The sequence below is a fragment of the Pseudoalteromonas sp. SG43-8 genome (genome assembly GCF_014164245.1).
Taxonomy (GTDB): Bacteria; Pseudomonadota; Gammaproteobacteria; order Enterobacterales; family Alteromonadaceae; genus Pseudoalteromonas; species Pseudoalteromonas distincta.
Genome location: NZ_JACJEX010000014.1, coordinates 56,531 through 75,914 on the forward strand (window position 1 = coordinate 56,531; position 19,384 = coordinate 75,914).

Here is a 19,384-nt window from a genome sequence, read left to right on the forward strand (position 1 = left end):
TTAACTAAGCGCCTCCAATTTAGCTAAGTCACGCACTGCGCCTTTATCAGCACTTGTTGCAAGTAATGCATAAGCCTTTAAAGCAGACGATACATAGCGCTCACGATCAACTGGTTTGTACGCCAGTTTTCCGCGTGCTAATTGTTTTTGTTTACGTGCTTCAAGCTCTTCATCACTTAACGCTAACGTAATTTCACGGGTTGCGATATCAATAATGATTTTGTCGCCATTTTCAACATAAGCAATTGCACCACCACTTGCCGCTTCAGGCGACACATGACCAATTGATAAACCCGAAGTACCACCCGAAAAGCGACCATCAGTAATAAGTGCACATTTTTCAGCTAGGCCTTTTGATTTCAAGTAGCTAGTTGGGTATAGCATTTCTTGCATACCTGGGCCGCCTCTAGGGCCTTCGTAACGAATAACCACGATATCGCCGGCTTTTACTTCATCGTTTAAAATACCTTCTACAGAATCATCTTGTGATTCGTACACGACTGCAGTACCTTCAAAATGTAGCATTTCATCAACAACGCCAGCGCTTTTAACAATACAGCCATCAACTGCTAAATTACCCGAAAGTACAGCTAAGCCACCATCTTGACGAAAAGCGTGTTCGACACTTCGGATACACCCATTAACACGGTCGTTATCACCCTCGTCCCAACGACACTCTTGGCTCATTGCTTTAGTGGTACGAATGCCCGCAGGGCCAGCACGGTAAAATTTGCGCGCCGCTTCGTTAGTAGGATCTGTTGCATCCCATTTTTTAACGAGCTCAGCCATAGTTGACCCAGCAACATGATTAACTGACATATCAACTAAGCCTGCTTTGCCAAGTTCACGTACGATTGCCATCATGCCGCCTGCGCGGTGCACATCTTCAATGTGATATTCAGGTGTCGCTGGTGCAACTTTACATAAAAATGGTGTTTTACGAGAGAGCGCATCAATGTGCGACATATCAAAATCAACGCCCGCTTCTTGCGCTGCAGCAAGTAAATGCAATACCGTATTTGACGAGCCACCCATTGCAATATCAACAACCATTGCATTCATAAAGGCTGTTTTGTTAGCAATAGCACGTGGCAATACATCTTGATTATCTTTTTGATAATACTCACGACATAAATCAACAATACGAGCCCCCGCTTCAACATAAAGTTGTTTACGGTCTTTATGAGTCGCAAGCGTCGTGCCGTTACCTGGCAATGCTAAACCAATAGCTTCTAGCAGACAGTTCATTGAGTTTGCAGTAAACATGCCTGAACACGAGCCACATGTTGGACACGCAGAGCGCTCTACTTGCTCTGAATCTGCATCACTTACCGATTCATCAGCGCCTTTAACCATGGCATCTACTAAATCAAGTTTAATATCGATGTTAGCAAGCTTAGTTTTACCTGCTTCCATTGGACCGCCTGATACAAATATTACCGGAATATTTAAGCGTAGTGCTGCAAGCATCATTCCTGGAGTAATTTTGTCGCAGTTTGAAATACAAATCATCGCATCAGCACAATGACCATTTACCATATACTCAACCGAGTCAGCAATTAAGTCGCGCGAAGGCAGCGAATAAAGCATGCCGCCGTGACCCATTGCAATACCATCATCAATCGCAATAGTATTAAATTCTTTAGGGACGCCACCGGCTTGTGTAATGGTTTCAGCCATAAGTTCACTTAACTGATTAAGGTGAACATGCCCTGGTACAAATTGTGTAAACGAGTTAACTACGGCAATAATCGGCTTACCAAAATCGGTGTCGGTCATACCTGTTGCGCGCCATAATGCACGAGCGCCTGCGCGTTTACGCCCTTCAGTTGTTGTTGCACTTCTTAATTTAGCCATAGTTACCTCAGTTTTTGCCGCAAAATAAGCGGGCATTCCTCATTCTAAAATTGGTGAGTAACCGAGTGATTCAGTTACTCGTAAATTGTTTTTCAGTTCGTAATTACACAGCCTGTTGTTGCTGTAAATTTTGTAAAGTGACTTCTTTGACATCCACCAGCTTATTTAACTGGCTGGTTAAAAGGTGAATTGGTTTATCACTATCTACCGTCATGTCTACATTATAAAAACCATCGTCCATATTGAGCTGAAAATGCGTAAGGTCAAAACCACGATGACGCACCACTCGTAAAAAGCGCTCTACCGCTATACTTTGGCTTTTTAATGCAATAGTTAGGCTATGTTTCATTTTGCTTTCTCCATCATCATTTCGTCGTTAGCAGCCCCAGGTGGTACAAGTGGCCAAACATTTTCTTTATCATCAATACAGGCATGTACTATGTACGGACCTTTACTGTTAACTAATGCAGTTATCGCATCATCAACTTGGTTAGCGTGAGTAATTGTTTGCCCTGGGATACCAAATACAGCAGCTAATTGCACAAAGTCTGGGTTATCCGACAGGTTAGTTTCAGAATAACGCCCTTCAAAAAATAGTTCTTGCCATTGGCGAACCATCCCTAAACGCTGGTTATCTAAAATTAATATTTTTACAGGTAAATTGTTACGACGAATAGTGGCCAGCTCTTGAATATTCATCATTATAGAACCATCGCCCGATACAGTGATAACAAAGTCATCAGGGCGTGCTACTTGCGCGCCAATAGCCGCAGGTAGACCAAAGCCCATTGTGCCTGCACCACCACTGCTTAAATGATTACTCGGATGAGTAAACTTCATGTGCTGTGCTACCCACATTTGGTGCTGACCAACATCGCAGCACACAACCCCTGTTTTTGGCATGCGTTGGCTTAGTTGGTTTAATAAGTACGGTGCAAAAACCTTCTCACCTGGGTAGTCGTAACGCCACGCATGCTTAATATTCATTTCTTTATTTGTGTCACACCAAGCTTTAGGTGTTACAAAGCACTCAAGTGCGGGTAACGACGTTTTTAAATCGGCAATTAATGAAGCCTTAGCAGGTTTTCGCTTACCAACTTCAGCAGCATCTATATCTAAATGGATTACTTTAGCTTTAGCTGCAAATTTAGCTAAGTTGCCTGTTACGCGGTCATCAAAGCGTGCCCCGATACATACAAGTACATCACATTCTTGCACTGCGATATTAGCAGCTTGACCACCATGCATACCCAACATACCTAAGTAATGTTCGTAATCTGGTAATACACTGCCTAGCGCTTTAAGTGTTGATACAGCTGGCATCTGAGTTTTATTTAAAAATTGCATTAGCTCGTCTTGCGCATCAGCGGCTTGTACACCACCACCTACATACGCTACAGGCTGTTTAGCCTCACTCAACAATTGATTAGCAATAGCAACTTGCTTTAAATCTAACTCTGGTAAGTATTCATCAGCTGCTAGCCAAGGTTTAAAAGGGACTTGAGCCATTTGAATATCTTTTGGGATATCGACAAGTACAGGGCCTGGGCGGCCGCTTTGCGCTAAATGAATTGCTTCTTGTAATATCTCTGCTAAGTCTTCAGCTCGTTCTACCATGTAGCTGTGCTTAGTACACGAAAGCGACATACCTAGTACATCTATTTCTTGAAACGCATCTGAACCAATAGCTGCAGTAGGCACTTGGCCGGTGATCGCCAATAATGGTACTGAGTCCATCATCGCATCAGCAAGAGCGGTTATTAAATTAGTTGCACCTGGGCCCGATGTTGCAAAGCATACGCCTAATTTACGTGTGCTGCGAGCATAACCAACTGCTGCAAACCCTGCACCTTGCTCATGGCGAGTTAGGTAGTGTTTGACTGGCGCGCCATACAGCGCATCGTAAATTGGCATAATAGCTCCGCCTGGGTAGCCAAATACTTCATTTACGCCGTGTTTGGCCAATAAGTCGATTGTTAGTTCTGCGCCTGTCATTAATAAACCCTCATTCCTCAGTGACAACCCAATTACAAATTTTACCCTTAAAACTAAAAAGCCCTCCGAACGGTTAAGTGCGGAGGGCTTTTTTAATGCTTAAGTTTTTAAAGCACTACGAAGCCCTCGCGGGAATAATCACCACGATAATAATCAGGACTAGGTTAAGTGCGTTTGTAAGCATGTAATTAATACCAAATTTTGTTCAATTATCGCGAAGGTTATTCCTTCGCTCTCTTTTTATATTAGTACCGCGCTAGGCCCTTTAAGTCAACACCAAAGTTAATCTAACAAAAAGACTAAAAGGCAATTTATCAGGTTTTAAAATTCATTATACAAGCTGATAGTGGTTTTTTTATGCTCTAATTTTAATCTCAGAAATTCACTATTCTTATATCCCTTATTTAAGGTTTGATTAATTTTTGAGAATATTTTTATAAATAAAATTATTTATCACCTTCAGGTAATGCGTAGGTTCTCTTAAGCGACTCTTAAGTGTTGTTGCATAGCATGGCGTTGTTATTTTAAACGAGCCTAAATATGAACATAACTAGCCAAACACCAGCACAAAAAAAGCCAAATCGTAGTAAGCGGTTTTACATTCACTGTAGTGCAAATGCCTTTGTAGTGATGATTGCCTGTTATTACTGTTTAGTTATAAACATTCCTTTTATTCAAGGTTCGTTTAGCGCCATCACCTCCCTTGCATCTTTTTCATGGCTATTTTTACTTTCAGTGCCACTGCTGTTGTTATGCCTTTTAATTATTTTCTTTTCAATAGTGTCGGTTAGGTGGTTACTAAAACCAATTAACTACCTTTTACTGATAATTTCGAGTGCCGTACTTTACGGCTCATTAAATTACGGCGTAGTGTTTGACTATTCAATGATTCAAAACACGTTCGAAACAGATTCAAGCGAAGCACTGAGCTATTTAAATCCGCAGCTCATAGGCTTTCTACTACTGTTTTGTGCGCTACCTGTTTTTATATTAAGCAAAGTAAAAATACACTTTACCCGCCCTCACCAAGAAGCAATTAGTCGTATAAAACTTATTGTAGCGTGCTGCTCACTAATTGCTTTAGTGGTCGTAAACTTTTACGCCGATTACGCAGCCACTGGCCGCAATAACCGCATTTTGAAAAAAGAACTCATCCCATTTCAGTATCTCTCTAGCGGTTATAAATATATGCGCGATCAGCTGCTGTATACCAATATGGAATTTAAAAATATAGATGCAACACCCACTCTCATTACGCCTAGCACCACCAGCGTAACAGTTATGGTTGTTGGCGAAACCGCACGAGCAGAAAACTTTTCTTATCAAGGTTATAAGCGCAACACCAACCCTTATACACAAAAGTATAATGTGACGTATTTTAATAATGTGGCGTCTTGTGGCACCGCTACTGCTGTGTCTGTGCCGTGTATGTTTTCACTGCAAACACAAGATAACTTTGATCGATTAGCAGCCGACAACCAACAAAACCTGGTTGACTTAGCACAACAAGCTGGCAGCGACGTACTGTGGGTTGATAACAACAGCGGCTGTAAAAACGTATGCACCCGTGTTGTTAACATTGATATCCCAACCACCCCATCAGCGCTTTGCGATGGAAAATATTGTTTTGATGAAGCACTTCTTGCTCCACTTAAGCGCAAACTCGCTAATTTAAGCCAAGCTAATACCGTTATCGTCCTACACATGATGGGCTCACACGGACCAACCTACTTTAAACGCTACCCAGAAAAATTTAAGCAATTTACGCCCACGTGCGACAGAAGCGACATTCAAAACTGCTCACTCGATGAATTAGTTAATACCTACGACAACACAATTGCGTACAGCGACTTTGTTAACGCCCAGGTAATTGAGCAATTAAAAGCGCTGCCAAACAACATAGATAAGCAGTTTTTATATGTCTCTGATCATGGTGAATCACTTGGCGAAGCCGGTGCTTATTTACATGGTTTTCCGTATAGCTTTGCACCTAGCACACAAACGCACGTTCCTCTTTATATATGGGCTGATGAGCATAATCAGCGCATTACTAATACCTGTTTAGCTAATTTAGACACCCGCGCTGCACGCTCACACAACAATATTTTTCACACCCTTTTAAATTTAATTGGCATTAAAAGCAAAACGTATCAGGCATCACTTGATTTACTTGCTAACTGCCAAACAACACCAAGCGAAATAAAACTATGAGTAATAAAACCGTTATAAAACGCCAAGGCTTAATGCGCCTTATTTTTACCTTAAGCCATTCTTTTAACGGCTTAAAATGGATGAGTCGATTTGAAGCGGCGTTTCAACAAGAGCTAGCACTGTTTTCATTACTCGGTGTGTTTGTGTGGCTACAAGAAATTGCACTAAGGGATAAATTACTGCTTATAGCTAGCCTGCTTTTTGTATTGTTTGCTGAGCTGGTAAATACGGCAGTTGAGGTTGTAGTTGATAGAATTGGCAGTGAATACCATGAGCTTTCGGGGCTAGCTAAAGATATAGCCTCTGCAAGCGTGTTTATAGCTATGCTAATTGCCGCTCTTATTTGGTGGGCTGTGTTATGGGCATAAAGCTAACTTTTATACCTAAAATACAAAATGCACTTGGCCCTGTATGGATTTTTGTTGTATTTGCTGTTTTGGCACTTAGCTTTTTAACACTTGCTCGCTTTGGATTAAGTGTATGGCAAGGGGAGCGTGTATTTGGATCGCATGCGTGGTTATCTATATTTATAGGTGGTTTAAGAGTTGATATAGCCACTCTAAGCTACATTATTATGCCCGCATTACTACTTACTTTACTGATGCAAAGCGTAGGGTGGCAAAATAAAGTACGCGGCCTCATTAAAATTTATTTAGTGACGATGTCTGCTTTACTTGTTTTTTTTGAAGTGATTACGCCTACGTTTATAAACGAGTACGACTTACGCCCAAACCGCTTATTTATAGAATATTTAATTTACCCTAAAGAAGTCTCAAAAATGATTTTTTCAGGCTATAAGTTAGAAGTATTTATTGCTGTTATAGCACTTATTTTAAGCTGTAAATTTGCAAGTAAAATATTTAGCAATCAATGGCAAAGCAAGTCATCACTAACAGGTTTAAATCAATCAATTTTAGCGCTTATTTTAGTATGCTTAACTATTTTTGGCGCCCGCAACTCATTAGGACACAGACCACTTAACCCCGCCATGGTCTCGTTTTCTACAGATCACTTACTTAACGACTTAACCCTTAACTCACTTTATAGCGTCGCGTTTGCAGTTAAGCAACTTTCTAATGAGCAATCAAGCCAAGACTATTACGGTAAAATGCCCACCGATGAATTGCTTAGTATTGTGCGTAGTAACATGCAAAATACGCAAGGCACATTTAGTGATGTAACCGCCCCTACAAAAACGTTTCATGGCGCAAGTAATACAGGTAAACCCAAAAATCTAGTCATTATTTTACAAGAAAGTTTAGGTGCTCGTTATGTAGGCACGCTTGGCGGTTTACCACTTACACCTAATATAGACGCCCTTTATAAACAAGGCTGGGGGTTTGATAATTTATACGCCACGGGCACACGTTCAGTACGTGGAATTGAGGCGGTAATTACAGGGTTTACACCAACGCCTTCGCGTGCGGTTGTTAAGCTTGATAAATCACAACGCGACTTTTTTACCATTGCTGATTTTTTAGCCAAGCAAAATTACAACACGCAGTTTATTTATGGTGGCGAAAGCCATTTTGATAACATGCGCAGCTTCTTTTTAGGCAACGGTTTTAAAAGTATCGTAGATACAAATAACTTTAAAAAAATAGACTTTAATGGCTCGTGGGGCGCATCAGACGAAGACTTGTACGACCAAGCCGATATAGAACTTACTAAGCTTAAAAATCAAAACAAACCATTTTTTAGCCTTATATTTTCAAGCTCTAATCATAGCCCGTATGACTTTCCTGACGATAAAATAACGCTGTACGATAAACAAAAACAAACCCGTAATAATGCTGCCAAGTATGCCGATTACGCACTAGGCACCTTTATCGAAAAAGCTAAAAAATCGAGCTACTGGGATGATACCGTATTTATAGTTATTGCCGATCACGACTCGCGCGTATCGGGTTCAAATTTAGTACCAGTTGATCACTTTAAAATTCCGGCCGTTATTTTTGGAAAAGGTATTACCCATAAACGAGATAGCCAACTAGCCAGCCAGCTCGATATCCCTGTTACTCTACTGTCTTTAATTGGCGCAAGTGGTAAGCACCCTATGATAGGTCATGATTTATCAAAGCCAATTAGCGACAACAAACAACGCGCAATGATGCAATACGACAAAAACTTTGCCTACATGCACGATAATAAAGTGGTGGTGTTACAACCACAAAAACCAGCAACCACCTATACGTATAGCAATAACCAGCTTGTGCCATGTGAAAACGATGAGCAACTAGTAAAAAAAGCCCTAGCCCATGCGAACTTAGGTAATTTAGCCTACACAAATGGTTGGTATCATTAACCAAGTGACTTGATAATAAAGCCTTGTTAAAGTAACAAGGCTATTTTTATAAACCGAGTAAACATGAAAATCCTCGTTATTGAAGACTCAGAAGCATTAAGACGCAGCTTGCAAGTTGGCCTTAGCAACCTTGGTTTTACCGTAGATGAAACTGGTGATGGCTCAGAAGGGCTGAGTATGGCACTAAGTGGAAACTACGACCTCCTCGTACTTGATTTAATGCTACCGAGCGTTGATGGCATGAGTATTTTACAAGCACTGCGCAGCAGTAATAGCCAAAGCCGTGTGCTAATTTTATCGGCACGAAGTGAGCCTCAAGATAAAATTAACGGCCTTATGAAAGGCGCTGACGATTATTTAACTAAGCCATTTTCGTTTGAAGAACTCCATGCTCGTGTCCTTGCATTACTTCGTCGTGGTTCACTGCAAAATCAACAAAATACCCTTACCGTAGGTGATTGCGTATTAGATCTCTCGCTTAAAACTCTTCACTACAAGCAACATGCCATTGAGCTCACGCGTAATGAATATAAAATAATAGAATGCTTATTTAACGCCCCAGAGCGAGTATTGGGGCTTGAGCTTATAAGTGAAGCGGTGGTAGGTCAGTTTGATATGCTCTCTAAAAATGCGCTTGAAGCACACATCTCAACCATACGTAAAAAAGTAAGACAGTTTGATGGCGAGCTCCCGATAAAAAATAAACGTGGATTTGGTTATGTCGCAACAACAAAATAAAAATCACTCAATAAAACGTAAACTCGTTAATAATATTAGCGCCGTGATCTCAGTTATTTTATTCACCATATTTTTAACCGTTGATTTAAGTGTTGATACTTGGGTGGAAGATCAGTTTAATCAGTCTTTAACTAATAAAGCTAACTACTTAAAAACCTTAGTTGAAGATGACAACAACGTGGTTGAATTTGATTTTGCTGGTGAGTTTATGTCGGAGTATGAAGCAGCCGATGCCACGGAGTTTTACCAATTATGGCATGGCCGTGATGTGTTTGAGCGCTCGGACTCATTAGCGCTTTATGAAAATGCTAACCTGCCTTTTTTAGAAATGCCGATAAACGAATCTAAAATTATAGATTACGAGCTTCCTAACGGGCGTGATGGTCGCGCACTTATAAGTCACTTTGTAGCCCAAAAAGATGATAGAAATCCCACTCACTCTGCTGTTTTTAATACCATGACGCTTGCGATTGCAGCGCCGACAGCCGAACTTAATAAAGTACTGATTATTATTGATGTGGTCTTTATTTTAACCTGTGTACTTGGTGTGTTTGGTGTGCGCTATTTAGTGACACGTATTGTAAATAAAGGCCTGCACCCTCTACACAATTTAAACGATCAAATTAAGTTACTCGATATTACCGGTGTTGCGCAAACAATAGAAAGCGACTTTAAAGTAGAAGAAATAGAACCTATACGTAACGAGCTAAATAAGTTTATTACCGTTAATCAGCAACTCTATAGTAATGAAAAACGCCTAACAAGCGACATTGCACACGAGCTTAAAACCCCTATAGCTGAACTAATAAGCCTCTCAGAGGTGGCTATTCGCTACCCTGACGATAAACGCATTAGCGACACCTATACCAGTGATGTGCTTAATATTTCACAGCGTATGAAAACAATTGTTAGCAACCTCTTATTATTGCAGCGCTCAAGTAGTAGTGCTATGCAATTGAATGCACAAAATATCATGCTAAATAACTTAGTAAATCAAATTATTGATGAGCTGACCTTTAAGCATCCAAGTATCAAAACGCGTTTAAATAACGAAATAAGTGGCGAACTTACGCTTAATGTTGACGAATTTAGTTTAAATACCATTTTATGTAACTTAATCGATAACGCACTATTTTATGGACTTCCTGAGGCGCCAATTAAATTAACTGCCGTAAATAACAGCACAAACATGACCATCTCTGTTAGTAACAAAGTAAATAAACCACTAAGTAATGAACAGCTAACTGCTATTTTTGACCCGCTCTATCAGCTAGATTCATCTAGAACTAATAACCAGCGCCATGGTTTAGGATTATCAATTGTACAGAGCTTATGTAACTTAAATGGCTTTACTATTACGGCCAGTAATACCGAAAACAATACGTTAACGTTTATATTAACGTTACCTCTGAAGTAAATTTAGGTTAGTATTTACACTACTAATTTTGAGATTTTAAGGACAAACCATGAATGCTCTTACCCGTATTAGCCACTTTTTTATTGTGGCATTACTTATAACATTTAGCTTTAACAGCTATGCTGCTCCTGCCTTATATAAAATAGAAAAAAATGGCGTCAGCTCTTACTTATTTGGCACCGTACACGTTGGTGATGCCAGCATGAAAGGCTTACCTAAAAATGTAACCGATGCGATTAGCGCAAGCAAAGAAGTGATTGTTGAAGTTGATATAAGCAAACTTACACCACTTGAAATGCAACAGCGCTCAATGCCATTTATGATGCTAAGTGACGGTAAAACACTGCAAACTGAGCTTTCAAAGCAAAATTATACCAAGCTAAAAGATTACTTTGCTAAAAAGTCGATTGATATTGCTATGTTTAATGGCTTAAAGCCTTGGGCTGTTATGGTGACTATGATGCAAATTGAATTTCAAAATGCAGGATATTCAGATAAAACCGGTATAGACAAGCAAGTACTTAGTTATGCTAAAGAGCATAATATTAAAATTGGCGAGCTTGAAACCCTAGAGCAACAACTACAAATGTTTGATGGTATGGCGCTACTAAGCAATGAAATGATTGAAGAAACCTTTGAGCAACTAGCCGATATTAATACTTACTTTATCAAGTTAGTTAATGCGTGGAAAAGCGGTGACATGGACACACTAACCGATTACTACAACATGAGTTTTGATGACAGTAATTACGGTGAAATTAGCGAGCAAGTAATGCTAACTAACCGTAATAATAATTGGGTTAAACAACTCACACCGCGTTTAGCAAACGAGCAGCTATTTATTGCTGTAGGCGCTTTGCATTTACCTGAAAAACACGGGTTACTTAAACAACTTCGAGATAAAGGCTTTAGCGTTACTCGTCTTTAAAATAAAAATGGGTTGAGTGAATTTTCGCTCAACCTTTCTCTGAGCTTTTAATGAAAGTCTTCCATTTTTAAGTAATTCTCTATTCCTTTAATTTTGTCTGCCGCATGATGATTTACATAAATCACAGTACTTGTATTGGCAGCACAAATTTTCTCTATTAGTAGCAGTACACGTTGCCTGTTTGCTTCATCTAAGCCTAAGCAAGGTTCATCTAAAATAAGTAACGTTGAATGTTTTACCATAGCCCGCACAATTAACAACATACGCTGATCGCCGTACGATAGCTGGGTGAATGAGGTATTTTGCTTATCACTTAAACCAATAAATGCCAGCCACTGTTGAGCAATATTAATTTGTGCGTCGCTCGGTTTTTGATATAAACCTATGCTATCGTAAAATCCTGAAATAACAGTATTTAAAGCCGATATACTTACGCGGTAATCCATATGTAGCGCGTTAGATATAAAACCAATATGCTGTTTTATATCCCAAATACTCTCCCCTGTCCCACGTTTAAAACCGAACACTTCAATGTCATTGTTATAACACTGTGGGTTATCACCTGTTATTAAATTTAATAAGCATGTTTTGCCTGAACCGTTCGCTCCACTGAGCTGCCAATGCTGATGCTTTTCTATAGTCCAATTGAGATTTTTGAATATGCTTACATCACTGTAACTAACTTTAGCATTACTCAATTTAACTAAGGTATTACCGGTGAATGCCTTTTTCTCTTGTTCGGTATCAGGAGGTGGCACATCCAATGAGGTATGTTCTAAATGAAGTAGTTTTAGTAAATCACTCAATTGCTCACTGTCTGGCTTTGCTAAAGTATGTAACAAGCAACCTTGGCTTACATAGCCATAGTGAGTAATGAATGAAGGGATTTCGTCTAGGCGGTTTAGTACAAAAACAAAAGTAATAGTTTGGCTAAGTTCTATGAGTATTTTATTGAGCTGCTGGCAAGATTGTACGTCGAGTCCATGAAATGGCTCATCAAGCACGACTAACTCACTATGGGAGCTGAGTGCTTTTATAAGTAGGAGTTTACGAGTTTCACCCGTTGAAAGGTCTCTAAAATGCCTATTTAGTAATGAGCTAAATTTAAATAACTCTATTAGCTGCGCTAATAACTCATCATTATTACTATGCCCTGTAAAAATAAGGTCTTTAACGAGGGTGTGCTTTTCATGCTCTAATTCTTGAGCTAGTAACTGTTTATGCGAATCTGAAGACACGAGCATAAGCTTATTAATACTACTTATACGCTTACCACTTTCGCACTTAGCCTCACCGATTAACGCAGCTGTCAGTGCAGATTTACCAGCTCCATTAGCACCTAAAAGTAACCAATGTTCTCCTAGGTTTACTTGCCAATCTAGGTTGCATATATCGTAACGGCTTTTACCTTGCCCTTGTAAGTAACCATTAAATTGCTCAAGCGTAATTGACTGCACTAACTTTTCCTAATAAACCTTAAAACAGCAAGTTAACGTATATTAAAAGTGCTTAGCAAGCTTGTTATCTGCAAAATTAATTTATTTCACTAGGGCGTATTGATCTTTGTGGATTGAAATTTGTTCAATCCAAGGAAGATTAAATCGCGGCGCGAGGTTGGTAACCTAGTGGGCTAAGTCAAAACCGAGTAAAGCTTCCGCGTCCTGCTCACGCCCCTTACCTACATCCATGTAGGCAACAAAGAGTTAATCGCCCCTAGAAAGAACCCAATGGGCAGCGCATGTTTGGTATTTATGCTGCGTTATCGCCTATTTATGGGGAATAACCACACTACATAGGCTCTGCCTTGCCTAAAAACCAAACATACTGCTGCAAATTCAACTACCAAAGATCAACACGCCCTAACAACGCTAATACTATTTAATACGTCTTTAATTGCTTGCTGGCTTATTGGCTTATGAAGATGGAGGTTAGCTCCGTATTCATAAACTCGCTCTATATCATTTTGTGAGGTATTCGCTGTTATAACAATAATTGGCATTACTTTATTAAGATCGGAACGTATTTTTTTAATAGCCTCAAACCCATCCATTACTGGCATGTTTAGGTCCATAAAAACAATATCGTACTGATTTTCACTCACCATCTCACACGCGACTTTACCATTTTCTGCGCAATCATAGCTTAAACCTAATAAGCTAAGTATGCGGGTTAATAACATAGTGTTTAATGGGTTATCTTCAACGACTAAACACGTTAGCTTGTTGTTTACTTTAAGAGGTGTTGGGAGGGCTTTACTTATTGTCACTGGTAAATACAAAGACACCAAAGCACCATGAGTTTTATTATTTGTAAAAGTAATTTCACCATGCAGTGCTTTTACAACGTATTGAACCCGGGTTAGGCCTGTTCTCAACCCTTGAAAGTGATTGGTTTGTTTAAATGAGTCAAATTCAAGACTGGTAATCTTCTTCGAAAAGCCACTGCCAGTGTCACTCACTGTTAAATGAAATTCATCATTTAAAAGCTTAGCTGAAACAGTAATTTCACCTTTTTGTGTAAACTTAATTGCATTACTAATTAATTCTGTAAGTGTGTGCTGCAAACGTTGATGATCCAATTTACATACACAATTTAACGATTCATCTAAAGAGCTAACTAGTTTTAGGCCTTTTTGCTTACACGCATGCTTGTAAGCTATTACTACTTTATTACACGACTCTAAAAGGTTTTCGTCATTTAAATGCGGTACCCATTTACCTGCACTTAAAGCCTGCAAGTCTTGTAATTCATCTAATATGGCTATTAACCTAAGCGCGCAATAGTTAGCTTGGGTTTTAACGCTTTGCTGTTTATCAGAAACCTCTAGCTCCTCAATAGACGTAATAAGTCCCTGCAAAGGTGTTCTAAATTCGTGACTAGCTCTGGCAATAAAATGCTCTTTATTTTGACTTGTTTGATAAACAAAATCTTTTTGTTTTTGTAGCTCTAAAAGCGTGTCTGAAACCTCTTTTTCCATTGGTATAAAAACAAATCTTAACTCAATAAGTAATAATGTCATTGCCAATAACCAGCATAGTATCTCTAGGTTGGCGACCCAATTTACTTTTTTAACAGCTTGAGATTCAAATAAGCTCACTGCCTTATCAAGCTTTGTTAATAACGTTTCAACATACTTTATAGAAAATACTGAGTGGTTTATCTCTCCTTGCTGATACAAAAGCCGCTCTGTTTGTTCTATATAGTCAAATACCGCTTTATCTAACCCTATCGTTTCACCAAAATATAAGTCTACTAACGCTGGATTTAAGTAAATGTATTCGTCATCAGAGTTTTTAGTTAATAATGTTTGATGGGACTTTTTAAATGTATTGAGGGACTTCTCAAGTGACTCAGTATGAGCTGGCGAGTAATTACTGATGTTAAGTATAGCATTACTGTGCCAAGCAATTTTCTGTGAGAGCATACGCTGGCTACCAGCGATGTTAATAATTTTTGCATCAAACTTTTGAACAGAAAAACTATGCTGCATTAATAAAGCAGAGCCACTTATTAATAGCGCTATTGCAATTAGTGCCCATCGGTAACGTGTTCTCACGCTTTTAATAATATTGAACATGTATAAACCAGTTTTTTTATATAAGTGTAGACTAATTTTTTAAAACGAAGAATCAGTCAAAATAATTAAGCGAATTATTAATACCCAATAAAAAAGCCCAGCATCAAGCTGGGCCATAGTAGTAAAATTATATTAGCGATTCTCTAATCGATTATAATCGAACATTCCATATTCTATCCCACGATACTTTTTAGCTGTATCGTGCAATATATCGCTATATTGCCAAAACTGTGGATGAGTACGTCGAATGCCGAACTTAGATTTCAAAGCACCATAATCGGCTTCTATTTGCATCATAGGCAATTGCTCGGCAAAAGCATTTACTTGCTGCTCGTTATTTAAATACCAAATAGCTGCGGGGTAATCACCGATAAAGCCAGGAACAATAGTCGCGGTATCTTCTTCATAAGCACGTTGACCATCTTCGTTTAGTAAACTAGAAATATTGTAGTGCGCATTATGATGAATAATAGTGTAGCCCTTATGGCTATCATCTTTTTGCTTTACAAGTACAAAGGAAAGCTGAGGTAACAAGTTTACCGCTTTTGCTGGCATGTTACTTACTACATTTAACGGCTTTGGTACTTCAGTGTAGTTGTATCTTTCACTTAAAACTGGCGCTAAGGCTTCTTTCATCAAAGTATATAGCTCATGCTGTGGATCATCAGTTTTATAGTTAATACCACTTGGCTGACTAAATTCTCGGTTATTTTTAAAGAACTTAGATAAGTCAGGTGGTGAGTTACGATACCACTGCTTTTTGATTTGATTACGTTTAGCCTCAGGTAATAATGCTAAGAAGTTTTGCTCTCCCTCTAAACGTAAAAAATCCATGTATAGGCGTGTCACTAATTGATGGCCTATATTTCCGTACACATCAAAGCCTGCTACAAGCAAATAGTGAATACGCTCAAACAAAGCATAATCTAATATCCAGGTGGTTTTAGGCTCTTGACCAATAAAACCTTTAACTACAGTTGCACTATCAAAATGGCGGAAAATAGTTAGTGCCGCATTTTTATTATGCCCATCACCTTTCCAAAGTAAGTCTGTTGTAAGGTGCTCACCACCTTTGAACATTTTGTTAGCCAGCTCAACTTTCGCCTGTAAATACTTTTTCTCGCGAACTGAATATTTAACCCAGCTAGAAATGGGTAAGGCATTACTTTCCTCAGCGGCAGGAAGCTCTAATGCCTCTTCATGTTGCATTAGCATTTCCCCTACAGCAGGGGTCGCAACCTTATCAGGATCAGCAAACGCCACCCAAAAGTGATCGTTTATAACATTCAAAGCAATCTGACCACGACAAACAGGCCCTTTTATAAAGCCCATAATAATTAACTCTGCCTCATCAAGCATAAATTGATACTTAGAATTAATTGGAATAACTTCGAAAGTTTTAAAAGGGTTAGATGCTGCCTTAGCCTCATAACTAGGCATTTTCGTAACCGTATAATCTGGCGCAATAAACTGCTCATATAAACGCAGTAATTTAGCTTCATTAAGCTCAAGAGGTAAATGTGTTTTAGAAAGTATGGTTGTACGCTCTTGCATAAAACGATAATAAACACGGCTAACTTTAGGGTCATCGTATGGGCGACGCGTGTTAATTAACTTTATTTCCTCACCAGGAGGCGTACTTGAGCGAACTAGTTTGAAAAAGCTTTGTGGGTTTTCTGAAGTAAAATAAATATGTGCTAAAAACCAATGCTCATAAATATACCGTGCTGATAACTGATACTTTAAGCTATCTTGATTTAAAAATTCTTCCCAGCCCGCTATTTTATTCTGATCATATTTACTCGGTGGCTGAATATGTGACATTTTACCACCACCTTTAAGCCAGCTCTGTAAATGATTAAACTCTTCACGCGAAACACCAGGTAAACCATAAGGCATGCCGCCATGAGGTTGATCACTTGCCAATCGATCGAACTCACCCATTGTTGCGCAGGTTTGCGAACGCGCTAACGAAAAGTCAAACTCATCACCTAACACTTCGTTTACTGGCAATTCATGGCTTTGCTTTAACACTAAGCTATTAAATAACACACTGCCCGCTAAGTTAGCTTCTTCACTTTGTATGCGCTCATTTAGCACTGGCGTAAAGTTTTTTTCTCGCCATTGCTGAGTATTAGTTGCATCAAATAATAAACGGCTTGGGGTCGTTGCCAATAAACGAGTTCCATCGTAAACAAGCTCTTTACTCAACCCCCGGTCAATACCTTCAGGGGATGAGAGCTTCAGTTGACATGGTGCATCGTAACAACCATGACAAACTACGCAGCGGGTATCGAGTACAGGTTTTACATTTTGTAAAAAATCAGCACCAGCACCTGTTGTATGAGGCACCATTCTCTCTTGTGTTTGTTCAGGTCCAAAAAGATCATCGTAGTGAGCATTTCCCAAATATGCACAACCACTTAAAATAATGAGTACTATCGTACTTATTAGTATTTTTCTCATTCGTCGTCCTCATCACCTAAATCAAAGGTGGGCATCATATCCATTTGAGGAGAAACGAATGTATTCTGACCTTCAGTATTCAAAACAATACTTAAAAGAGGGCCATGCGTTAATGTTATCTGCGCATCGTGCTCTTGATCTAATATAGCTAGGTACAGAGGATTAGTTATAAGCAACTCATAACCGCTAACAGTAATAGCGACACTGCTATCTTCACTTGGGTTCTGGCAAATTTGAGCAAGTAACTCATCATCAAGTCCAATTGATATTTCAAAATCAGGCTGCTCTAAGTCTCTATTACTTAATGATTCATCTAATAGAAATAAAGGGAGGGTTAAATTACTATCTTGTTCAAATTCCATTGCGTTCTCTGCACTTTCTGACGATTTAATTGACGAGTATTATATCAAACTAGCGAGCAAATTAACGCTAAAGCTAATGTAACTGTGTTTAAACGTCATCCATAACAGATTCGATCACCGAAAATACAGCACCTTGAGGGTCGCATATAACACTAAAACGACCAACATCGGGGATATCTGTTGCAGGAACACATACTTGTCCACCTAAGCTAGCGGCTTTGCTAACAATTACATCGCAACTCTCTACTGCAAAATAAATCATCCAATGAGCAAGGGTATCATCAGGCCATTCACTTGTCATTTCAAGCATACCGGCAATTGGTTGTCCATCGACTAAAAATAAAATGTAGTCCATCCCTTCCATAGGCTTTATTTCGCTTTCCCAGCCTAGTAAAGCACAGTAAAAGTCTCGACTTACTTTACTATCTCTTGTTGCTAACTCATGCCAATAAGGCGTATTTAATTCACCTAAGTGCTTACAACCTGTATACTCATTCCCCTGCCATAGTGCAACAGTTGCGCCTACTGGATCTTTTAGCATAAGCATGCGACCTGCATTCATAACATCATGAGGGCCGGCAATAACTTCAGCACCCAGTTCTTTTGCTTTTAGCGCACAATCATCAACATTATCGACGGCAATGTAAGCCAACCAATGACTTGGGATACCTGCACTAATTTGCTCTTTAGGCATTTCGTACATTGCAGCGATATCATCACCTTGCTTTTGTAGCATGGTGTAGTATATGTTCTCTCCAATAGGTTGATCGTCATGCCCCCAATCAAATAAAGATGTATAAAACGCCTTACCGTCTTTCCAATTGTGCGTACAAAGCTCTGACCAACAAAAAATACCATGTGGATGATTATCAATTTCACTCATTATTAAACCCTTATTATTCTATTTTTATCTAAACGAGCTCTGTCACATTTTATAAACTACTTAATTGAACAGATCATAAATTGAGATTAGAGCAATAACTAATCAGAGTCGATAAAAGAAGGGCAAAAATTCGTTATTCAGTTGTTTCATATTTGAGGTTTTTAACGCAGTTAGGGTCAGATTTAACCTCTCAAATGGATTAAATATTATTGCTGATTGATATAAATGATTTACTAAGAAGTCCTTCGCTCTAGAGGAATCCCTGAATCACTTTTCTGCAGACGTAAAAAAGCCCGACTATTTCTAGTCGGGCTCTCTACAATTTGAAGTCTGGTACTGTCGTAGTGCCCACAGCGGTGGAGAGTCACATAACAAATGCTACACTATCGTTGGTCGGGGCTCGCCTTCGAGCTGTTTTGTTTGACTACCGAGTTCGGCATGCAAGTTCTATATAGCCTATAGGCTTTTTCTAAACCTCAGAAAACAAAAAACCCGTCACATTGCTGTAACGGGTTTCTTTAATTTGAAGCCTGGTAATGTCCTACTTTCACATAGCAAATGCTACACTATCATCGGCGCTGTTTCGTTTCACTACTGAGTTCGGCATGGAGTCAGGTGGGTCCAAAACGCTATTGTCACCAAGCA

At 39.2% G+C, this 19,384-nt stretch carries 14 protein-coding genes and 1 rRNA gene; 6 read left to right on the forward strand and 9 right to left on the reverse strand.

Annotated elements, in window-relative coordinates; all coding sequences use genetic code 11:
* The 3 genes from ilvD to ilvG form a co-directional block, all read right to left on the reverse strand.
* The gene (gene ilvD, locus H5122_RS17720) at window positions 1-1,857 is read right to left on the reverse strand and encodes a dihydroxy-acid dehydratase (protein ID WP_024596945.1); all 1,857 of its coding nucleotides are present in this window, start codon (window positions 1,855-1,857) and stop codon (window positions 1-3) included.
* Between the two features lie 103 nt (window positions 1,858-1,960).
* Window positions 1,961-2,206, reverse strand: coding sequence for an acetolactate synthase 2 small subunit (ilvM, locus tag H5122_RS17725; RefSeq protein WP_002959893.1), 246 nt, complete (start codon window positions 2,204-2,206; stop codon window positions 1,961-1,963).
* Entirely contained in the window at window positions 2,203-3,852 is a 1,650-nt protein-coding gene (gene ilvG, locus H5122_RS17730; protein WP_182682800.1) for an acetolactate synthase 2 catalytic subunit, read from the reverse strand. The genes ilvM and ilvG overlap by 4 nt, the downstream gene beginning before the upstream one ends.
* 540 nt (window positions 3,853-4,392) lie before the next feature.
* Here ilvG and H5122_RS17735 point away from each other — a divergent pair.
* The 6 genes from H5122_RS17735 to H5122_RS17760 all read left to right on the forward strand — a co-directional run bounded on the left by H5122_RS17735 (window position 4,393) and on the right by H5122_RS17760 (window position 11,451).
* Window positions 4,393-6,063: a phosphoethanolamine transferase gene (locus tag H5122_RS17735; protein ID WP_182682799.1), complete on the forward strand. Its 1,671-nt coding sequence runs from the start codon at window positions 4,393-4,395 to the stop codon at window positions 6,061-6,063.
* Window positions 6,060-6,431, forward strand: coding sequence for a diacylglycerol kinase (locus H5122_RS17740; RefSeq protein WP_007582120.1), 372 nt, complete (start codon window positions 6,060-6,062; stop codon window positions 6,429-6,431). The genes H5122_RS17735 and H5122_RS17740 overlap by 4 nt, the downstream gene beginning before the upstream one ends.
* On the forward strand, window positions 6,422-8,368 hold the full coding sequence (locus tag H5122_RS17745; RefSeq protein WP_182672746.1) for an LTA synthase family protein: 1,947 nt from the start codon (window positions 6,422-6,424) through the stop codon (window positions 8,366-8,368). Before H5122_RS17740 ends, H5122_RS17745 begins: the two co-directional genes overlap by 10 nt.
* A 63-nt stretch (window positions 8,369-8,431) precedes the next feature.
* A complete protein-coding gene (locus H5122_RS17750; RefSeq protein ID WP_007377292.1) occupies window positions 8,432-9,106 on the forward strand; it encodes a response regulator transcription factor in 675 nt (224 codons plus the stop codon).
* Window positions 9,087-10,523: a HAMP domain-containing sensor histidine kinase gene (locus H5122_RS17755; protein ID WP_182682798.1), complete on the forward strand. Its 1,437-nt coding sequence runs from the start codon at window positions 9,087-9,089 to the stop codon at window positions 10,521-10,523. Before H5122_RS17750 ends, H5122_RS17755 begins: the two co-directional genes overlap by 20 nt.
* Before the next feature lie 49 nt (window positions 10,524-10,572).
* Window positions 10,573-11,451 carry a TraB/GumN family protein gene (locus H5122_RS17760; RefSeq protein ID WP_182682797.1) on the forward strand — a complete coding sequence of 293 codons (879 nt, stop codon included), beginning with the start codon at window positions 10,573-10,575 and terminating at the stop codon, window positions 11,449-11,451.
* A gap of 47 nt (window positions 11,452-11,498) precedes the next feature.
* Here the strand turns inward: H5122_RS17760 and H5122_RS17765 are convergent, their stop codons facing one another.
* From H5122_RS17765 to rrf, 6 genes are all read right to left on the reverse strand, one after another.
* On the reverse strand, window positions 11,499-12,908 hold the full coding sequence (locus H5122_RS17765) for an ATP-binding cassette domain-containing protein (RefSeq protein WP_182682796.1): 1,410 nt from the start codon (window positions 12,906-12,908) through the stop codon (window positions 11,499-11,501).
* Between the two features lie 392 nt (window positions 12,909-13,300).
* A complete protein-coding gene (locus H5122_RS17770) occupies window positions 13,301-15,028 on the reverse strand; it encodes a response regulator (RefSeq protein ID WP_182682795.1) in 1,728 nt (575 codons plus the stop codon).
* Between the two features lie 132 nt (window positions 15,029-15,160).
* The gene (locus tag H5122_RS17775) at window positions 15,161-17,494 is read right to left on the reverse strand and encodes a fatty acid cis/trans isomerase (RefSeq protein ID WP_182682794.1); all 2,334 of its coding nucleotides are present in this window, start codon (window positions 17,492-17,494) and stop codon (window positions 15,161-15,163) included.
* Window positions 17,491-17,856, reverse strand: a complete 366-nt coding sequence (locus H5122_RS17780; RefSeq protein WP_002959878.1) for a hypothetical protein — start codon at window positions 17,854-17,856, stop codon at window positions 17,491-17,493. The genes H5122_RS17775 and H5122_RS17780 overlap by 4 nt, the downstream gene beginning before the upstream one ends.
* 88 nt (window positions 17,857-17,944) lie before the next feature.
* The gene (locus H5122_RS17785; protein WP_182682793.1) at window positions 17,945-18,739 is read right to left on the reverse strand and encodes a VOC family protein; all 795 of its coding nucleotides are present in this window, start codon (window positions 18,737-18,739) and stop codon (window positions 17,945-17,947) included.
* 528 nt (window positions 18,740-19,267) lie between these two features.
* Window positions 19,268-19,382 (reverse strand): 5S ribosomal RNA (rrf, locus tag H5122_RS17790).
* Window positions 19,383-19,384: the final 2 nt, after the last annotated feature.

What these genes read in the sequence shown, in the direction of transcription:
- ilvD (WP_024596945.1), bottom strand. Translation starts at nt 1,857, where the DNA reads ATGGCTAAATTAAGAAGTGCAACAACAACTGAAGGGCGTAAACGCGCA.
- ilvM (WP_002959893.1), bottom strand. Translation starts at nt 2,206, where the DNA reads ATGAAACATAGCCTAACTATTGCATTAAAAAGCCAAAGTATAGCGGTA.
- ilvG (WP_182682800.1), bottom strand. Translation starts at nt 3,852, where the DNA reads ATGACAGGCGCAGAACTAACAATCGACTTATTGGCCAAACACGGCGTA.
- H5122_RS17735 (WP_182682799.1), top strand. Translation starts at nt 4,393, where the DNA reads ATGAACATAACTAGCCAAACACCAGCACAAAAAAAGCCAAATCGTAGT.
- H5122_RS17740 (WP_007582120.1), top strand. Translation starts at nt 6,060, where the DNA reads ATGAGTAATAAAACCGTTATAAAACGCCAAGGCTTAATGCGCCTTATT.
- H5122_RS17745 (WP_182672746.1), top strand. Translation starts at nt 6,422, where the DNA reads ATGGGCATAAAGCTAACTTTTATACCTAAAATACAAAATGCACTTGGC.
- H5122_RS17750 (WP_007377292.1), top strand. Translation starts at nt 8,432, where the DNA reads ATGAAAATCCTCGTTATTGAAGACTCAGAAGCATTAAGACGCAGCTTG.
- H5122_RS17755 (WP_182682798.1), top strand. Translation starts at nt 9,087, where the DNA reads ATGTCGCAACAACAAAATAAAAATCACTCAATAAAACGTAAACTCGTT.
- H5122_RS17760 (WP_182682797.1), top strand. Translation starts at nt 10,573, where the DNA reads ATGAATGCTCTTACCCGTATTAGCCACTTTTTTATTGTGGCATTACTT.
- H5122_RS17770 (WP_182682795.1), bottom strand. Translation starts at nt 15,028, where the DNA reads ATGTTCAATATTATTAAAAGCGTGAGAACACGTTACCGATGGGCACTA.
- H5122_RS17775 (WP_182682794.1), bottom strand. Translation starts at nt 17,494, where the DNA reads ATGAGAAAAATACTAATAAGTACGATAGTACTCATTATTTTAAGTGGT.
- H5122_RS17780 (WP_002959878.1), bottom strand. Translation starts at nt 17,856, where the DNA reads ATGGAATTTGAACAAGATAGTAATTTAACCCTCCCTTTATTTCTATTA.
- H5122_RS17785 (WP_182682793.1), bottom strand. Translation starts at nt 18,739, where the DNA reads ATGAGTGAAATTGATAATCATCCACATGGTATTTTTTGTTGGTCAGAG.